The following is a 17,907-nucleotide window of genomic DNA, read 5'->3' as shown; positions in this document are numbered from 1 at the left end:
CGACCGGGGCGGTCCGCCTCCGGAGGGTCAGACGTGCGCGGGGGCGAGCGCGTCGATCGCGGCGCGGTAGGCGTCGATCGAGCGCGCCTCGCCCGGGGCGGTCATGAACGTGTCCCGGATGACGCCGGCCTTGTCGATGAGGAAGGTCGCGCGGGTCGCGTAGCCCTTCGCCTCGGTGAACACGCCGTACTGCTTGGCGACGTCGCCGTGCGGCCAGAAGTCGGAGAGGAGCGTGAAGTCGTAGCCCTGCTTCTCGCCCCAGGCGCGCAGCGTGTGCTTGGAGTCGACCGAGATGCCGATCAGCTCCACGTCGGCGTGCTCGAAGAGGGAGAGGTTCTCGCGCAGCGCGCAGAACTCGCCCGTGCAGGTGCCGGAGAAGGCGAGGGGGAAGAACACCAGGGCGACGTTGCGCCGCCCGTGGAAGTCGCCCAGCTGGATGCGCTCGCCGTACTGGTTCGCGAGTTCGAAGTCGGGAGCCAGGGTCAGCTTCTCGAGAGCCATCGGTCCGATGTCCTTCCGTGCGCACGAGAGTCGCGCGAGCACGAGGGGCAATGCTAGACCCGCTCCGCGCAGACTCCAAGGAACGGCCCGTCTCCCCCGATCACGGGCCGGTCGACGCGTCCCGTCTGGCGCTCTCCTACAGTCGTCGGCGCCCATTCCTCGTGGATCACCACAGTGCGATTCCAGGTTCGGGGCACGGGAATCGCTAGGCTGACGGAGGTGCCCGCGCGCGGCTCGTCATCCGAGCCCCGGATCCGCGGATCCGCACCGCTTCATGAGAGTGATGTCTCGGGCACGATCTGCCCCCAGAGAGAGGTCGAGGGTGACTGTTAACGATCAGGACCCGTATTCCGTCGGTCACGTGGACTCGGACCCCGAGGAAACGTCGGAGTGGAACGAGTCGCTCGATGCGCTCGTCGAGGAGCGGGGCCGGGGTCGCGGGCGCGACGTCATGCTCAGCCTCCTCAAGCGCTCCAAGGAGCTCCACCTCGGCGTGCCGATGGTGCCCACCACGGACTACATCAACACCATCGCGCCCGAGAACGAGCCCGACTTCCCGGGCGACGAGGACGTCGAGCGCCGCTACCGCGCGTGGATCCGCTGGAACGCGGCCATCCTCGTGCACCGCGCGCAGCGTCCCGGCATCGGGGTCGGCGGCCACATCTCGACGTACGCGTCGAGCGCCTCGCTGTACGAGGTCGGCTTCAACCACTTCTTCCGCGGCCAGGACCACCCGGGCGGCGGCGACCAGATCTTCATCCAGGGCCACGCCTCGCCCGGCCCGTACGCGCGCGCCTTCCTCGAGGGACGCCTGAGCGAGCACCAGCTCGACGGATTCCGCCAGGAGAAGTCGCACCGGGGCGGCGGGCTCTCCAGCTACCCGCACCCGCGGCTCATGCCGGAGTTCTGGCAGTTCCCGACCGTGTCGATGGGCCTCGGCCCGATCAACGCGATCTACCAGGCGCAGGCGAACAAGTACCTCACCAACCGCGGCATCAAGGACGCCTCCGACCAGCAGGTCTGGGCGTTCCTCGGCGACGGCGAGATGGACGAGGTCGAGTCGCGCGGTCAGCTCCAGGTCGCCGCGAACGACGGCCTCGACAACCTGAACTTCATCGTCAACTGCAACCTCCAGCGCCTCGACGGACCCGTCCGCGGCAACGGCAAGATCGTGCAGGAGCTCGAGTCGTACTTCCGCGGCGCGGGCTGGAACGTCATCAAGCTCATCTGGGGCCGCGAGTGGGACGACCTGCTCGCCCGCGACACCGAGGGCGCGCTGCTCGACCTGATGAACAAGACGCCCGACGGCGACTTCCAGACCTACAAGACGGAGGACGGCGCCTACGTCCGCGAGAACTTCTTCGGCCGCGACCCGCGCGCCAAGAAGCTCGTCGAGGGCTACTCCGACGAGCAGATCTGGGGCCTGCGCCGCGGCGGCCACGACTACCGCAAGATCTACGCGGCCATGAAGGCCGCGACGGAGCACAAGGGCCAGCCCACCGTCATCCTCGCCCACACCATCAAGGGCTACGGTCTCGGCCGCAGCTTCGAGGGCCGCAACGCGACCCACCAGATGAAGAAGATGACGCTGGACAACCTCAAGTCGTTCCGCGACACCATGCGCATCCCGATCACGGACGCGCAGCTCGAGGAGAACCCCTACCTGCCGCCGTACTACCACCCCGGTCAGAACGACGAGGCGATCGAGTACCTGCAGGAGCGCCGCCGCGCGCTCGGCGGCTACCTCCCCGAGCGCCGCTCGAAGTACACGCAGCTGAACCTTCCCGAGGACTCGGCCTACGCGGTCGGCAAGAAGGGCTCCGGGACGCAGGAGATCGCCACCACCATGGCGTTCGTCCGCATCCTGAAGGACATCCTCCGCTCGAAGGACTTCGGCAACCGCGTCGTCCCGATCATCCCGGACGAGGCGCGCACCTTCGGCATGGACGCGTTCTTCCCGAACGCGAAGATCTACAACCCGCGCGGCCAGCACTACACGTCGGTCGACCGCGAGCTCCTCCTGGCCTACAAGGAGAGCCCGCAGGGCCAGATCCTCCATGTCGGCATCAACGAGGCGGGCGCCCTCGCGGCGTTCACCGCGATCGGCACCTCGTACTCGACGCAGGGCGAGCCGCTCATCCCGGTCTACGTCTTCTACTCGATGTTCGGGTTCCAGCGCACGGGCGACGCGATCTGGGCGGCCGGCGACATGATGTCGCGCGGCTTCATGATCGGCGCCACCGCGGGACGCACCACGCTGACCGGCGAGGGCCTCCAGCACGCGGACGGGCACTCCCCGATCCTCGCGGCGACCAACCCCGCCGTCGTGAGCTACGACCCGGCCTACGGGTACGAGATCGCGCACATCGTGCAGTCCGGACTCGAGCGCATGTACGGCGGGAAGCACACCGACCCGAACGTCATGTACTACATCACGGTCTACAACGAGCCGATCGTGCAGCCGAAGGAGCCGGAGGACGTCGACGTCGAGGGCATCGTCCGCGGCATCCACCGCATCTCCTGGGGCCAGTGGGACGGGCCGAAGGCACAGCTCCTCGCCTCGGGCGTCGCGGTGCCGTGGGCGATCGAGGCGCAGAAGCTCCTCGCAGAGGACTGGGGCGTCTCGGCGGACGTCTGGTCGGTCACCTCGTGGAACGAGCTGCGCCGCGACGGCATCAAGGCCGAGCAGCACAACTTCCTCCACCCCGAGGACGCCGAGCAGGTGCCGTACGTGACGCAGAAGCTGGCCGACGCGAAGGGCCCCTTCGTCGCCGTCTCGGACTTCTCGCACCAGGTCCCCGACCAGCTGCGCCAGTTCATCCCGGGCGACTTCGCGACGCTCGGCGCGGACGACTTCGGCTTCTCGGACACCCGTGCGGCGGCGCGGCGCTACTTCCAGATCGACGGCCCCTCGGTCGTCGTGCGGACGCTGCAGCTGCTCGCCAAGCGCGGCGAGGTCGACCCCTCGCTCGCCGTCCAGGCGATCGAGAAGTACCGCCTCCTCGACGTCAACGCCGGCACCACCGGCAACGCGGGCGGCGAGAGCTGACGGACGAGTCCGTGCTCTCGCAGGAACCCGCACCGTCGAGTGCGCGGGGTCCTGCTCCTGCGGCGGAGCGTCCGGCCACCCGGCCGGGCGCTCCCCGCACGAAGGAGCAGACCCTCGCCTGGCTGCGCACCCTCGCCGGTGAGCTCTCGACGCAGACGATCAAGCGACTCGAGGACACGCTGCCCTGGTACGGCAGCATGCCCCCCGGTCGGCGCTCGGCGGTCGGCCTCGTCGCCCAGGCCGGCATCACCTCGTTCATCTCGTGGTTCGACGACCCGTCGGCCACGCCGTGGATCGCGGCGGACGTGTTCGGAGCCGCTCCCCGCGAGCTGCTGCGCTCCGTCTCGCTGACGCAGACGCTGCAGCTGATCAAGGTGACGGTCGAGGTCGTCGAGGACCGGATCAAGAACGGCGGGGAGGACCTCCGCGAGGCGATCCTCCTCTACTCGCGCGAGATCGCCTTCGCCGCGGCCGACGTCTACGCGCGCGCCGCCGAGGCCCGAGGACTCTGGGACGCGCGCCTGGAGGCGCTGGTCGTCGACTCGATCCTCACGGGCGAGGCCGACGACGAGCTGCCCAGCCGGATCGCCGCCCTCGGCTGGCACGGCCACGGCGAGGTCGCCGTCCTGGTGGGCACCGCCCCCAAGATGCTCGACGTCGACCAGCTGCGCCGCACGGCCCGGCACATGGACGCCGACGTGCTGATCGGCGTGCAGGGCAGCCGGCTCGTCCTGGTCATCGGCCGCGCCGAGCCGAGCGAGAACGCCACGGAGGAGACCGGTCCGCCGGTCGCGTTCCTCGAGATCGCGGAGGCGCTCGAGCCCGGCTTCGGGACGGGCCACCTCGTCCTCGGCCACGAGGTGCCGACCCTGGTCGAGGCGTCCCGCAGCGCCCGCGCGGCCCTCGCCGGGTTCGCGGTCGCCCGCTCCTGGCGGAACGCGCCGCGACCGGTCAACGCCGACGACCTCCTTCCCGAGCGCGCCCTCGCCGGCGACCCGCTCGCCCGCCAGAGCCTCATCACGCAGATCTACCGGCCCCTGCAGAAGCACTCGACCGAGCTGCTGACCACGCTGTGGGCCTACCTCGACAACGGCCGCTCGCTCGAGGCGACCGCCCGCGAGCTGTTCGTGCACCCGAACACGGTGCGCTACCGCCTCAAGCGGGTCGCCGAGGTGATCGGCTGGGACGCGACGGGCGCCCGCGAGGCGCTCATCCTCCAGTCCGCCCTCATCCTCGGCTCCATGAGCGACCCGGACGGCGCCGTCCGCCGGAAGCCGTCCCGACGCTGAGGCCCTCCGCTCGCCGAACCCCTCCCGCCCCTGAACACTTGTAGACCCGCGACAAGCTCTTTGTGCTTTGTCAGTGGCTCCACGCGCCGCACGTGCGAGCGCAGATCGGAAGACTGGATACCGTGATCGTCGTCGTCGCCCCGGGTCAGGGCTCCCAGACCCCCGGATTCCTCGCCCCCTGGCTCGAGATCCCCTCCGTGGCCGAGCAGGTCGCCGCGCACTCGGAGGCGGTCGGCATCGACCTCGCCGCGCACGGCACCGTCTCGGACGCGGACACCATCCGCGACACCGCGGTCGCTCAGCCCCTGATCGTCTCCGCGGGACTCGTGAGCCTCGCCGCCCTCCTCGAGGGTGGACGGCGCGATCGCATCGCGGGCATCGCCGGCCACTCCGTCGGCGAGATCACCGCGGCCGCCGGAGCCGGAGTCCTCACCGAGGCCGACGCGCTGGTGTTCGTCCGCGAGCGCGCCCGTGCCATGGCCGCTGCGGCCGCCGCCGAGCCGACCGCGATGAGCGCGGTCCTCGGCGGCGACGAGCAGGCCCTGATCGCCCGTCTCGACGAGCTCGGCCTCGAGCCGGCCAACTACAACGGCGGCGGGCAGATCGTCGTCGCCGGCGCGGTCGACGCGCTCGAGGCGCTCAAGGCGGAGCCGCTCCGCGGGACCCGCGTGATCCCCCTGCAGGTGGCCGGCGCCTTCCACACCCGCTACATGGCGCCCGCCCGCGACTCCCTCGCCGGCGTCGCAGCCGGGCTGACCCCCTCCGACCCGACGCTCCGGCTCTGGACGAACCGCGACGGGTCGGTCGTCGACTCCGGCGCCGCGTTCCTCGAGCTGCTCGTCGGCCAGGTCGCCTCCCCCGTCCGCTGGGACCTCTGCATGGCGGCCTTCGCCGACGCGGGCGTCACCGGGATCATCGAGCTGGCACCCGCCGGCGCGCTGGTCGGCCTCGCCAAGCGCGGCCTCAAGGGCGTGCCGAGCATCGCCATCACGACCCCCGACGACGTGGACGCCGCCCGCGCCTTCCTCGACGAGCACGCCGCCTAGCAGGAGAGACCCCATGACGACCCCTTCCCTCACCCAGTCCAGCGGCAGCGCGTACACCCGGATCCTCGGCATCGGCGCGGCACGCGGCGACCTCGTCGTCCCGAACGACGACCTGATCGAGCCGATCAACTCCTCCGACGAGTGGATCCGCCAGCGCACCGGCATCATCGAGCGCCGCCGCGCCTCCGCCGACATCCACGCGGTCGACCTCGCGACCACCGCCTCCCTCGAGGCGATCGAGAAGGCGGGCATCCGCCCGGACCAGATCGGCGTCGTGCTCGTCTCCACGATCAGCAACACTGTGCAGACCCCGTCGCTGGCCGCGCTCCTCGCGGACCGCATCGGCGCGAACCCCGCCCCGGCGTACGACATCTCGGCCGCCTGCGCCGGCTACACCTACGGCATCGCCCAGGCCGACTCCTTCATCCGCTCCGGCCTGGCCGAGTACGTGCTCGTCGTCGGAGCCGAGAAGCTGTCCGAGCTGGTCAAGTCGACCGACCGCAGCATCTCCTTCCTCCTGGGCGACGGCGCGGGCGCCGCGGTCGTCGGCCCCAGCGACACCGCCGGCATCTCGAAGACCGTGTGGGGTTCCGACGGCTCCAAGTGGGACACCGTCGGCATGGACAACCCGCTCGCGGCCTACCGCGACGGCACCGCCGAATGGCCCACCCTCCGCCAGGACGGCCCGTCGGTCTTCCGCTGGGCGGTCTGGGAGATGGCCAAGGTCGCCAAGCAGGCGCTCGCGGAGGCGGGCGTCCAGCCCGAGGACCTCGCCGCGTTCATCCCCCACCAGGCGAACATGCGCATCATCGACGAGCTCGCGAAGCAGCTGAAGCTCCCCGAGACCGTCGCTATCGGCCGCGACATCGAGACCACCGGCAACACCTCCGCCGCGTCGATCCCGCTCGCCACCCACCGCCTGCTCGAGGAGCACCCGGAGCTGCACGGCGGACTCGCGCTGCAGATCGGCTTCGGCGCCGGACTGGTGTTCGGCGCGCAGGTCGTGGTGCTCCCGTGACCGGCGCGACCCCACCCCTAAACTGACCTACGGTCACTGACGAACACCCGAAAAACCCCCAAGGAGAGAACCATGGCACTGTCCAACGAAGAAGTCCTCGCCGGCCTGGCCGAGCTTGTCAACGACGAGACGGGCATCGCCACCGACTCCGTCGAGATGGACAAGTCGTTCACCGACGACCTCGACATCGACTCCATCTCGATGATGACCATCGTCGTCAACGCCGAGGAGAAGTTCGACGTGAAGATCCCCGACGACGAGGTCAAGAACCTCAAGACGGTCGGCGACGCGGTCCGCTTCATCGTCAAGGCGTCCGAGTAGTCGTCGCCCGCGCACCCCGTCCTCGTGGCGGACACCCCGGCCGGCGATCGTCGGCCGGGGTGAGCCCGGCACCCACCCACACGGAACAGAGAAGCTCGTCATGACCAAGAAGATCGTCGTCACCGGAATCGGTGCCAGCACTCCCCTCGGCGGGACCGCCCGGGAGTCCTGGAACGCACTCCTCGCCGGCGAATCAGGCGTCCGCTCCCTCGAGCAGGACTGGGTCGCCCAGTACGACATCCCGGTCACCTTCGCCGCCCAGGCCAAGGTCCGCCCGGAGGAGGTGCTCTCCCGCCCCGAGGCGAAGCGCCTCGACCCCTCCAGCCAGTTCGCGCTCATCTCGGCCCGCGAGGCCTGGGCCGACTCCGGCATCACCGACGTCGACCCGCTCCGCGTGGGCGTCGACTACTCGACCGGCATCGGCGGCCTCTGGACCCTCGTCGACGCGTGGGACACCCTCCGCGAGCGCGGACCCCGCCGGGTCCTCCCGATGACCATCCCGATGCTCATGCCCAACGCGGCCGCCGCCGCCATCAGCATGGCCATCCCCTCCCGCGCCTACGCCCGCACCGACGTGTCGGCCTGCGCCTCCAGCACCGAGGCCCTCGCGAACGCCTACGAGCACATGCAGCTCGGCCTCGCCGACGTGGTCGTCGCCGGCGGCACGGAGTCGGTCGTCCACCCGCTCCCGATCGCCGCCTTCGCGTCGATGCAGGCCCTCTCGCGCCGCAACGACGACCCGGCGACCGCCTCGCGCCCCTACGACGTCTCCCGCGACGGCTTCGTCCTCGGAGAAGGCGCCGCGACACTCATCCTCGAGACCGAGGAGCACGCCCTCGCCCGCGGAGCCCGCATCTACGCGGAGCTCGCCGGCGGCGCCGTCACCAGCGACTCGTACCACATCACGGCGCCGGACCCCGAGGGCTCCGCCGCCGCCCGCGCCATGATCGGCGCCCTCGAGCAGGCCGGAGCCGCGCTCACCGACGTCACCCACGTCAACGCCCACGCGACGAGCACCCCGGTCGGCGACATCGCCGAGTACCGCGCCCTGCTGCGCGTCTTCGGCGACCACCTCCCGAACATCGCCGTCTCCGCGACCAAGGCGTCCACCGGCCACCTCCTCGGCGGCACCGGCGCGCTCGAGGCCATCTTCACCGTGCTCGCCCTCCACGAGCGCACCGCACCCCCCACCATCAACCTCTTCGAGCAGGACCCCCAGATCCCCCTCGACGTCGTCACCAGCCCCCGGGCCCTCGGCGACGGACCGCTGGTCGCCATCTCGAACTCGTTCGGGTTCGGGGGGCACAATGCTGTTGCCGCTTTCCGGACGGTGTAGCGGGGCGTAGCCCCGCTCCACCGTGCGGAAAGCGGGCTGCGCCGCTCCTTGCGCGGCGCAGGCGCGTCCGCTGGGGTGGGGGGCGGGGTTCCCGAGGGCCGGTGCGGTGCGGCGACGGTGATCCGCTGGAACGCGGATCCCCGGATACGCCTCGTGCCGCGAGAGATCTGCGCCGCCGTCTGGTGCGGGCTGGTGAGCACGCCGTGCTGGTGGGGAGCGCGGGCTTCGCCGCGGCTCGGGTCGGATGCTCGGATCAACGAAGCTGTCCGGGTGGGAGCGCGGGCTTCGCCGCGGCTCGGGTAGAAAGCTTCGGTTCAAGCAGCTGTGCTCGAAGGGAGCGCGGGCTTCGCCGCGACTCGGGTCGGATGCTCGGATCAGGGCGGCTGCGCTCGTGGGGAGCGTGCGACTCGCCATTACTCGAGCCGTCGGTGTCGTGCGCAACAGAGGTGCGGGCGGCTCCACGAGCTTTCCGACGCCCTCCGCCGGAACGCGGTGCTCCGCCGACCGTCTGGTCGACGTGCGCAGCGAGCGGCAACCGCGAGGCGACGGCGCGACTTCGAGGCGGACCTCTGCCGGAACGGGGGGGGTCCGCTGGCCGCCTGGTTCAGGGGTGCGGGAGCGAGCGGTGCCCGCGAGGCGTATCCGCCGATCCGCGTGCCAGCGGATCGGCGTCGCCGGACGCAAGCCGCTCCAAGGAACCCGACCACCTCCCCGAGCCGACTGCGCGACGCCGCGCGAGGAGCGGCGTCGAACGAACTCAGCCGACCCCGTGCATCCAGACGACGGGGGCGAAGTCGCCGCCGTAGCGGAAGGGCTCGAGCTCGTCCTCCCAGGCCTGGCCGAGGGCGAGGCGCAGCTCGCGGTGCAGCTCGATGGGGTCGGCGCCGGCGAGCTCCATGGCGGAGCGGATGCGGTCCTCGGGCACGACGGTGTTGCCCGCGCTGTCGGTCTGGGCGTAGAAGATGCCGAGCTCGGGCGTGTGCATCCAGCGGCCTCCGTCGACGCCGGGCGAGGGCTCCTCGGTGACCTCGTAACGGACGTCGGCCCAGCCGCGGAGAGCGGACGCGATGACGGCACCGGTTCCGACCGGGCCCTCCCAGGCGAACTCGGCGCGCAGTGTGCTGCGGAGCACGGGCTGCTCGATCCAGGCGAAGTTCACGGCACGACCAAGGGCGCGACCTGTCCCCCACTCGAGGTGGGGGCAGAGCGCGCGGGGGGCGGAGTGCACGAAGAGCACACCCCGAGTCTGCTGCGCCACCATGGTGTCCTCCGTTCGTCCCGGTGCGTCTTCCCCAACGACCCGGACCACGGAACACTCTGCGGTGCGCCTTCTTCGATTATGACGGTGGACATGCCACCATGCCCGATCATGCAGGAGCGGCGGACCTCCGTCAAGGCGGCTCGCCGCGCCTGCTCGACCGGCCGTGGGCGGCTCCTGCCTATACTCGGGTCGTCCGCGCCGCCGGACGCCGCACACCGCCAGACGCCCGCCGGGAGGAGCACCGTGTCCGTCCGCGACGGCCTGCTCGCCCTGCTCACGCTCGGCCCCGCCTACGGCCTCCAGCTGCACGCCGAGCTCCTCGACCGTGCCGCGCACCGGCCCCGGGTCAACGTCGGCCAGATCTACTCGACGCTCGAGCGCCTGCGCGAGCGGGGCCTCGTCGTCTCGGCCGGGTCCACCGACGACGGCCTCCCCCTGCACGCGCTCACCGACGAGGGCCGCGCGGAGGCGGCCGCCTGGCTGACGGGTGACGGAGCGTCCCCGGAGGAGGACTGGGACGACGTCCTCGACCGGGTGCTGCTGGCCTCGAGCCTGTCCGGCGCCGACCTCGCCGCCGTCCTCGACGCGTACGAGAGCTCGCTGCCCGCCACCGCCGACGAGCAGGCGGAGGAGGAGGACGCGCACCCGCAGCGCCGCCTCGCCGCGATCGCCGCCGGCGTGCGGGAGGAGGCCCTGCGGCGCCTCCTCGAGGCGGCCCGCGACGAGCTCACGGGCGACGGACCGGGACGGGGCGTCCGCGGATACGCTCTCGAGCGTCCCCGCCGGGGCCGTCGAGCCTCGAGCTAGGACGAGACAGGCGCGGGTGCCGTCGCCTAGGGTGGTTCGCATGTCCCGCACCCCCCTCGGTCTCCGCGTCCCCTCCCGGGCGCGCCGGCGCCTCGTCGCCGCCGGAGCGGGCACGGTCCTCGTCCTGTGCGCCGCCCTCGCCGCCCCGCTCTCCGCGTCCGCCGCCTACGACCCGTCCGACTACCCCTCGTGGTCCGATGTCGAGGCCGCGAAGTCGAGCGAGAGCGCCACCGCCGCCGAGGTCGACCGCATCACCGCCTTCCTCGCCGACCTGCGCGACCAGGCCGCCGCCCTCACCGACGCCGCCATCAGCCGGGCCGCCGAGGCGGACGCCGCGCAGAGCGCTCTCGACGAGGCGACCCAGCGCGTGAGCGCCCTGGAGGAGCGCGCCTCCGCCGCCCGCTCGGACGCCGACGCCGCGAAGGAGCAGGCCGGCCGTCTCGCCGCGCAGCTCTACCGCAACGGCGGGACCGATGCGACGCTCAACCTCCTCATCGGCGGCGACGAGTCGAGCGAGCTGCTCTACCGCCTCGGCACCATGACGCAGCTCACCCAGCAGACCAGCCGGCTCCAGACCGCGGCGCAGTCGACCGAGAACCAGGCCGTCTCCCTCGCCGCTCAGGCCGAGCAGGCCCGGGGCGAGCGCGTCTCCCTCGCCACCGCCGCGGCCGACGCGCTCTCGGTCGCCCGCTCCGCTCAGGCCGAGGCCGACGCCAAGGTCGCCGACCAGGAGAAGTACAGCCAGGAGCTCTACACCCAGCTCGCCTCGCTCAAGAACACCACCGCCGAGATCGAGCGGGAGTACGCCGACGGCCAGGACGCGAAGTCGGCGTTCGAGGAGCAGCAGCGCCTCTCCCGCCTCGCCGCCGAGGCCGAGGCCGCCCGCCAGCGCGCCGCGTCGGCTCCCGCCGCGGCCGCTGCTCCGGCAGCGCCCTCCAACAGCGGAGGCGGAGGCGGCGGAGGAGGCGGCCCGGTCGAGCTCGGCGACGACGACCCGACCGGCGCGCGCAACAGCTCCGCCAAGACCATCGCCGCCCTCGGCACCTACGCCGGACGCACGGACGGCCTCTCCCCCGCGCAGGCCCAGGCCTACGCCCGCACCGCTGTCGGCCGCTTCGGCTGGGGCGCCGACCAGGTCGACCGGTGCCTCATCCCGCTGTGGAACGGCGAGTCGGGGTGGCGCTGGAACGCGCTGAACCGCTCCTCCGGCGCCTACGGCATCCCGCAGGCCCTCCCGGCGAGCAAGATGGCCAACTCGGGAGCCGACTACCAGACGAACGCGGCGACGCAGGTCGACTGGGGTCTCTCGTACATCAAGAGCGCCTACGGCTCGCCCTGCAACGCGTGGTCGAGCTGGAACAACCGCTCGCCGCACTGGTACTGATCCCGCGTCTCACTTCGCCTGGTCGTAGGAGTCGACGACGGCGACGGTGACCGGGAAGTCGACCTCGCCCTCTCCGAAGAGCGAGCGTCCGGCGCGCACCGCCGCCTCGCGGACGATCGCGGCGACCCGCTCGCCGACGTCGGCGGGAGCGTGCACGATCACCTCGTCGTGCAGGAAGTAGACGAGGTGCGCCCGGCCGACCGCGCCGCCCTCGGCGCGCAGTCGCGCCCGCAGCTCGCCCATCCAGCAGAGCGCCCACTCGGCCGCGGTCCCCTGCACCACGAAGTTGCGGGTGAAGCGTCCCCATTCGCGCGCTCGCGCCGCATCCGCCGAGAGCCCCTCGGGTCCGGGAGGCGAGCTGCGCCCGAGCCACGTCGAGACGCTCACGCCGCGCTCGCCCGCCCGAGCCGCCGCCTCGACGTGCGCGACCGAGCGCGGGTAGGCACGGGCGAGCCTCGGGAGCAGCCGCCCGGCCTCGCCGCTCGTCGCCCCGTACATCGCCCCCAGCATCGCGACCTTCGCCCTCGGCCGGTCGGGGACCACGCCGGCGTCGACGATGCCCTGGTAGAGGTCGCGGCCCCGCCCGGCGGCGGCCATGGCCGAGTCGCCCGAGAGCGCGGCGAGGATGCGCGGCTCGAGCTGCGCGGCATCCGCGACCACGAGGCTCCAGCCCGGATCCGCGGTGACCGCGGCGCGGATCTGCCGCGGCAGCTGCAGCGCCCCTCCGCCCGAGGTCGCCCAGCGGCCGGTGACGACGCCGCCCACCACGTACTCCGGCCGGAACCGTCCGTCGCGCACCCACGCGTCGAGCCATGCCCAGCCGTTGGCGGTGAGCAGCCGGGAGAGCTTCTTGTACTCCAGGAGGGGCGGCACCGCGGGATGCTCGAGGGACTGCAGCTCCCAGGAGCGCGTCGACTCGACCGGCAGCCCCGCGCGCCGCAGCGCCTTGAGGAGCTCGGCCGGCGAGTCGGGATTGAGCTCGGGCGCGCCGAGCTCGTCGCGCAGACGGACGGCCAGCGCCTCCAGCAGGGCCGGGCGGCCGCCGAAGAGCGGGCGGGGGCCGAGCATCCCGGTGAGCACCCGGTCGTGCACATCGGCGCGCCACGGCAGCCCCGCGTGGGCGATCTCGCGAGCGATCAGGGCGCCGACGGATTCGGCGGCGAGCAGCAGGCGGAGCCGGCCGGCCTCGGCGGCGCCGGAGAGCGCCTCCTCCTGCAGGGCCAGCTCGAGGACGGGGTCGAGCTCGTCGGAGCCGCCCGCCGCCTCCTCGAACCCGATCAGCGTGTCCTGCGCGGCGGGGGCCGCGGCTCCCGCGTCCCACGGGTCGAGGGGCGAGCGCGCGAGAGCCGATGAGGCGGCGGAGACCGAGCGGCGGAGGATCGCGCGGGCCAGCCGGAGGTCGTGGCACCGGGCGACGACCACCCCGGCCGACAGCAGTGCGGGGTACCAGCGCGCGGTGTCGTCCCAGACCCAGCGCGGGCGCTCCGGCTCCCGCTCCCGGACGAACGCCGCCAGCTCGGCCGGCCCCCTGCCGCTCCCGGCCTCGGCGCCGCCGACGGGGTCGACCGCCCGCCACGCCCCCGTGGGGCCGCCGACGAGTGCGAGGAGCATCGGGCCATTCTCCCCCGTGGCGGACACGGAGGCCGCCGTCGTGGGGACGGCAGGGCCCCCTCTCGCTGAAGGAGTCACGCCGACGGCCGCGAGGGCGGGTAGCCGGGGAAGGGCTTCTCCTGCGCCGTCGGCGGCTGATGGGCCCACAGGGCGGCCGCGATGGTGTCCATCGAGCGGGAGTAGCCCACGAGCGTCCGCCTCTCCGGCTCGGCCGCCCAGGTCACCGCGCGGAACCAGGTCTCGCGGTACGGGCCGGTCTCGATGCGGCGCACCAGGCCGATCCGGCCGGTGCGCAGGGCGTCGACCATCACCCACTCGTCCTGCCCGCTGCTGCGCAGCATCTGGAGCGGACTCCACTCGATCATCGCGCCTCCCACCGGTCGATCCGCGGCCGTGGCGAGCACGAGCGCCGCGGCGTACACTCGCAGACTATCGAACACATGTTCGAACGGCCAACCGGGTCCGGCGAGTGAACGGGAGCACGACGATGGCGGTGACCGACGAGACGGCGCTGGTCTCGACCGACGGCGAGGGAGTGCCGATCGCGCTCGAGTGGCGGGGCGGGAGCTACCGGGTGACCGACCGGCCGACGGTGTGGACCTGCACGAGCGAGTGGTGGGCGCCCCTCGAGGGGTTCCCGCCGACGTTCGGGCGCACACCGGTGAGCATCGGCGGCTGGCGCTTCCAGGCGACGGACCTCGCGACCGGCGGAGCGTTCGTGCTCGACGTGGTCGCGTCGACGGAGCCGCAGTGGAGCGTGGTGCGGATCTACGAGTAGTGCCGGCGCGAGGCCGGCCGGGCGGCTACTTGTCGGCCGACCAGGGCGCCCGCGTCATGGCGATGAGAGCCGCGATTCCGGAGACGAGGCCGACACCGGCGATGGCGGACACGACGAGCCAGAGAACGAGTTCCATGCCGCCAGTCTACCGAGCCCCGGAGCGGATCCTCTCCGCCCCGCTTCCATCCCCCGGCTATGGAATAGCCTGGGCAGAGTGACCGACGCCCCCACCCGCGCGAGTGTCGGACTGCGCTCGGAGCGCGGCCCGATCCTGCTGTCCCTGATGATCTCGACCGCTCTGGTCGCCCTCGACGCCACGATCCTCTCGACGGCCGTGCCGTCCATCGTCGCCGACCTGGGGGGCTTCGAGCAGTTCCCCTGGCTGTTCTCGATCTACCTGCTGGCCCAGGCGGTCTCGGTCCCCCTCTACGGCAAGCTCGCCGACGTGATCGGGCGCAAGCCCATCATGCTGATCGGCATCGCCCTGTTCCTGGTCGGCTCGCTCCTGTGCGGCCTCGCCTGGAGCATGCCCGCGCTGATCGCGTTCCGAGCCCTGCAGGGCCTGGGGGCCGGAGCGATCCAGCCGATGGGCATCACCATCGCCGGCGACATCTACACGGTCGCCGAGCGTGCGAAGACCCAGGGCTACCTCGCGAGCGTCTGGGGCATCTCCTCTGTCGTCGGGCCGACCCTCGGCGGCGTGCTCTCGGACCTGGGCGCCTGGCGCGGCATCTTCCTCGTCAACATCCCCCTGTGCCTCCTGGCGGCGTTCCTCCTGATCCGCAGCTTCCGCGAGACCACGCGGGGCGAGAAGCAGCGGATCGACGTGGCGGGCGCCTCCGTGCTCGCCGTGGGCACCGCGCTGCTCATCCTCGGGCTGCTCGAGGGCGGCAGCGCCTGGCCGTGGCTCTCCCCCGCCGGAGTCGGCGTGTTCGTCGTCTCGGCCCTCGCGTTCGCCGGCTTCGTCGCGATCGAGCGGCGAGCTGCCGCCCCGGTGCTCCCCCTCTGGGTCCTCACGCGGCGCGTGCTGATCTCGACCAGCCTGGTCTCGGTGACCGTCGGCGCGATCACGCTCGGCGTCACCTCGTACTTCCCGACCTTCGCGCAGGGCGTGCTCGGCAGCTCCGCCCTCGGCGCGGGCTTCGCCGTCGCGGCGATGACGCTCGGCTGGCCGGTCGCGGCGAGCCTGTCGGGCCGGCTCTACCTGCGCATCGGCTTCCGCAACACGGGCTTCCTCGGAGCGGGGCTCGTCGTGATCGGCACGGCGCTGACCATCCTGCTCGGCGCCTCCTCGACGCTGTGGGAGATCGCCGGCTTCTGCGTGCTGATCGGCGCCGGCATGGGGCTCGTGGCGACTCCGACGCTGATCCGGGCGCAGTCGAGCGTCGACTGGAACGAGCGCGGAGTGGTCTCCTCGACCAACTTCTTCGCCCGCAACATCGGCAGCGCCGTCGCCGTGGCCGTGTTCGGCGCGATCGTGAACGCGAAGGCGGGCGGCGGCGTCCCCGCACCGGCGGACCTCGCCGAGGGCACCCGCTTCGTCTGCATCGCGCTCACGGTCCTCGCCGTGGGCATGCTCGCCGCGGTCTGGGCGATGCCGAAGGAGGGGCGCACCGCGCCCGGAGAGGATCGGGCGGCGGAGGCCGAGCCCGACGCGGCCCGGCCGGACGCGGCCCAGCCCTAGCCTTCAGGCGGCGCCGTCGGTTCTCGTCGTCAGCCGGAGCGGCGCGCCGCGGCCGTCGCTCGCAGTCGGTCGCGGTGGGTGCGGCGCACCCGGTGCGTCCAGCGCTGCAGGGACGACCCCATCCCGGGGTGCCGCGCCAGCGTGTGGAGAGCGCGGTCGAACCGGCGGAGCATGTCCGCGAAGGCGCCGAAGGGGCGGGCCGAGATGCCGACCTCGAGGTGGCGGTCGAGCACGATCCGGTGTCGGAGTCCCAGGTGCACGCTGATCTCGACGTCGTCGTGCACGTAGGCGTCGTGCCGGTGCATCTCCTCCGCGATCTCCTCCCACGCCGACCGGCGGACGGCGCAGTTGGAGCCGAAGAGCGGCCAGTTGGCCAGCGCCGACCCCATCAGCACGAAGTAGGCGTCCATGTAGGCGACCCGCGCGATCACCCGGGCGATCGGGCCGAGCTCGTCGAAGCGTCCGGGACCGGTCACCGCTCCGACCTCGGGATCGGCGAAGTGGCCGGCCAGGCGCGCCAGCCAGTCGGGTCCCGGGCGGGAGTCGGCGTCGAGCCGTGCGAGGACGTCGCCGTGCGCCTCGTCGAAGCCGTGCGCCGTGCTCGCCGGGATCCCGGCTCCGTCGTGCCGCACCACCCGCGCGCCCGCCGCTCGCGCGACGGCGGCGCTGTCGTCGGTGCTCCCGTCGTCGACGACGACGATCTCGAACGGAGCGAGCGTCTGCTCGCGGAGGAGCTCGAGCAGCTGCTCGAGGTGGCGGGCGTCGTCCTTCACGGGGACGACGACCGAGATGCGCCGGTGATCCATCCGCCCAGTCAACGCGATCGGGGCGCTCAGCGGGGACACCGCCACGCGTCTCGCGCGAGCCCGGACCTGTCAACCGGCTCCCGAGCGCGTCGGATCCCCTGATGGGATCGACCCGTGTCCGCCGGATCGGCGGCCCGATCGAGACAGGAGACGACATGACCCAGGGACCTCGAGACTTCCGGCCCACCCGTGCACTGGTGACCGCTTCTGACTCCGGCATCGGCCGGGCGACCGCGGTGGCACTGGCCGAGGCGGGCATGGACGTCGGCATCACCTGGCACAGCGACGAGGAGGGCGCGCAGGGCACGGCGGAGGAGGTGCGCTCCCTCGGCCGGCGCGCCGAGATCGCGCGCCTCGACACGACGGATCTGGAGGGCGCGGGCGACGTGATCGACGACCTCGCGGATCGACTGGGCGGGCTCGACGTCGCCGTCAGCAATGCGGGCGGAGGCGGAGGCGAGCCCTTCCTCGAGCAGAGCCTCGACAGCTGGCGCTCGACCGTCGCCCTGAACCTCGACGGAGCGTTCGTCTGCCTCCAGCGCGCCGCGCGGCGCATGGCGGCCCAGGGCACGGGCGGCAGGATCATCGCGGTCACCAGTGTCCACGAGCACCAGCCGCGGGTCGGCTCCGTCGCCTACACCGCTGCCAAGCACGGGCTGGGCGGCCTGCTGAAGGTGGCCGCACTCGAGCTCGGCTCCCTCGGCATCACCGTCAACGCCGTCGCCCCCGGGGAGATCGCGACGCCGATGAACGACGCCGAGGATGTGGACCCCGTCACGATCGACCGCCCCGGCATCCCCCTCGGCCGCCCCGGCGACGCCCGCGAGATCGCGGCGGTGGTCGCCTTCCTGGCCTCTCCCGCCGCCTCCTACATCACCGGATCCTCGTACGTCGTGGACGGCGGGATGCTGCAGATGGGGCCGCAGGCCGGCTCCCACCTCCGGCAGGACGACTGGCGCGAGGCCTGAGCCGCCGACCACGGCGCCCGCCCGCCGGGTACTCTCGAAGAGGTGCTC

The 17,907-nt window shown here is 72.5% G+C and carries 16 protein-coding genes; 11 read left to right on the top strand and 5 right to left on the bottom strand.

The features are described 5' to 3' along the window. Positions 1–27: 27 nt before the first annotated feature. A complete protein-coding gene (locus tag C5C37_RS11290) occupies positions 28–501 on the bottom strand; it encodes a peroxiredoxin (protein ID WP_104223507.1) in 474 nt (157 codons plus the stop codon). A gap of 322 nt (positions 502–823) precedes the next feature. Here C5C37_RS11290 and aceE point away from each other — a divergent pair, with 322 nt between their 5' ends. From aceE to C5C37_RS11260, 6 genes are all read left to right on the top strand, one after another. Beyond that, positions 824–3,550: a pyruvate dehydrogenase (acetyl-transferring), homodimeric type gene (gene aceE / locus C5C37_RS11285; protein ID WP_104223467.1), complete on the top strand. Its 2,727-nt coding sequence runs from the start codon at positions 824–826 to the stop codon at positions 3,548–3,550. Between the two features lie 122 nt (positions 3,551–3,672). Continuing rightward, positions 3,673–4,839, top strand: a complete 1,167-nt coding sequence (locus tag C5C37_RS11280) for a CdaR family transcriptional regulator (protein WP_181027189.1) — start codon at positions 3,673–3,675, stop codon at positions 4,837–4,839. Between the two features lie 122 nt (positions 4,840–4,961). After that, the gene (locus tag C5C37_RS11275) at positions 4,962–5,885 is read left to right on the top strand and encodes an ACP S-malonyltransferase (RefSeq protein WP_104250961.1); all 924 of its coding nucleotides are present in this window, start codon (positions 4,962–4,964) and stop codon (positions 5,883–5,885) included. 13 nt (positions 5,886–5,898) lie between these two features. After that, a complete protein-coding gene (locus tag C5C37_RS11270) occupies positions 5,899–6,903 on the top strand; it encodes a beta-ketoacyl-ACP synthase III (protein WP_104223464.1) in 1,005 nt (334 codons plus the stop codon). Between the two features lie 72 nt (positions 6,904–6,975). Further along, entirely contained in the window at positions 6,976–7,224 is a 249-nt protein-coding gene (locus C5C37_RS11265; protein WP_104223463.1) for an acyl carrier protein, read from the top strand. A gap of 100 nt (positions 7,225–7,324) precedes the next feature. Beyond that, the gene (locus C5C37_RS11260) at positions 7,325–8,560 is read left to right on the top strand and encodes a beta-ketoacyl synthase (RefSeq protein ID WP_104226673.1); all 1,236 of its coding nucleotides are present in this window, start codon (positions 7,325–7,327) and stop codon (positions 8,558–8,560) included. A gap of 757 nt (positions 8,561–9,317) precedes the next feature. Here the strand turns inward: C5C37_RS11260 and C5C37_RS11255 are convergent. Beyond that, positions 9,318–9,821: a DUF3145 domain-containing protein gene (locus C5C37_RS11255; protein WP_104226674.1), complete on the bottom strand. Its 504-nt coding sequence runs from the start codon at positions 9,819–9,821 to the stop codon at positions 9,318–9,320. Between the two features lie 243 nt (positions 9,822–10,064). Between C5C37_RS11255 and C5C37_RS11250 the strand changes: the two genes are divergently transcribed. Next, the gene (locus C5C37_RS11250; RefSeq protein ID WP_181074586.1) at positions 10,065–10,628 is read left to right on the top strand and encodes a PadR family transcriptional regulator; all 564 of its coding nucleotides are present in this window, start codon (positions 10,065–10,067) and stop codon (positions 10,626–10,628) included. Positions 10,629–10,668: 40 nt separating this feature from the next. After that, a complete protein-coding gene (locus C5C37_RS11245) occupies positions 10,669–12,012 on the top strand; it encodes a hypothetical protein (RefSeq protein WP_258063522.1) in 1,344 nt (447 codons plus the stop codon). 9 nt (positions 12,013–12,021) lie between these two features. Here the strand turns inward: C5C37_RS11245 and C5C37_RS11240 are convergent, their stop codons facing one another. Further along, entirely contained in the window at positions 12,022–13,623 is a 1,602-nt protein-coding gene (locus C5C37_RS11240) for a bifunctional 3'-5' exonuclease/DNA polymerase (protein ID WP_104260983.1), read from the bottom strand. A 74-nt stretch (positions 13,624–13,697) separates the two neighbouring features. Continuing rightward, entirely contained in the window at positions 13,698–13,988 is a 291-nt protein-coding gene (locus C5C37_RS11235) for a hypothetical protein (protein WP_146082406.1), read from the bottom strand. Between the two features lie 128 nt (positions 13,989–14,116). Between C5C37_RS11235 and C5C37_RS11230 the strand changes: the two genes are divergently transcribed. Next, positions 14,117–14,401, top strand: a complete 285-nt coding sequence (locus C5C37_RS11230) for a hypothetical protein (protein WP_146085219.1) — start codon at positions 14,117–14,119, stop codon at positions 14,399–14,401. 283 nt (positions 14,402–14,684) lie between these two features. After that, positions 14,685–16,085, top strand: a complete 1,401-nt coding sequence (locus C5C37_RS11225; protein WP_104263019.1) for an MDR family MFS transporter — start codon at positions 14,685–14,687, stop codon at positions 16,083–16,085. A 29-nt stretch (positions 16,086–16,114) separates the two neighbouring features. On the opposite strand, the gene C5C37_RS11220 is transcribed toward C5C37_RS11225, so the two are convergent. Next, positions 16,115–16,891 carry a glycosyltransferase family 2 protein gene (locus C5C37_RS11220; RefSeq protein ID WP_104223456.1) on the bottom strand — a complete coding sequence of 259 codons (777 nt, stop codon included), beginning with the start codon at positions 16,889–16,891 and terminating at the stop codon, positions 16,115–16,117. Positions 16,892–17,046: 155 nt separating this feature from the next. On the opposite strand from C5C37_RS11220, the gene C5C37_RS11215 reads away from it, so the two are divergent. Then, positions 17,047–17,859, top strand: a complete 813-nt coding sequence (locus C5C37_RS11215) for an SDR family oxidoreductase (protein WP_104226704.1) — start codon at positions 17,047–17,049, stop codon at positions 17,857–17,859. The last annotated feature ends 48 nt before the right edge of the window (positions 17,860–17,907 follow it).

This window comes from Rathayibacter sp. AY1F9, assembly GCF_002932155.1.
Lineage (GTDB): Bacteria > Actinomycetota > Actinomycetes > Actinomycetales > Microbacteriaceae > Rathayibacter.
Note: the sequence above shows the minus strand (reverse complement) of the source record. Positions and strands in the feature narration are given on the sequence as shown.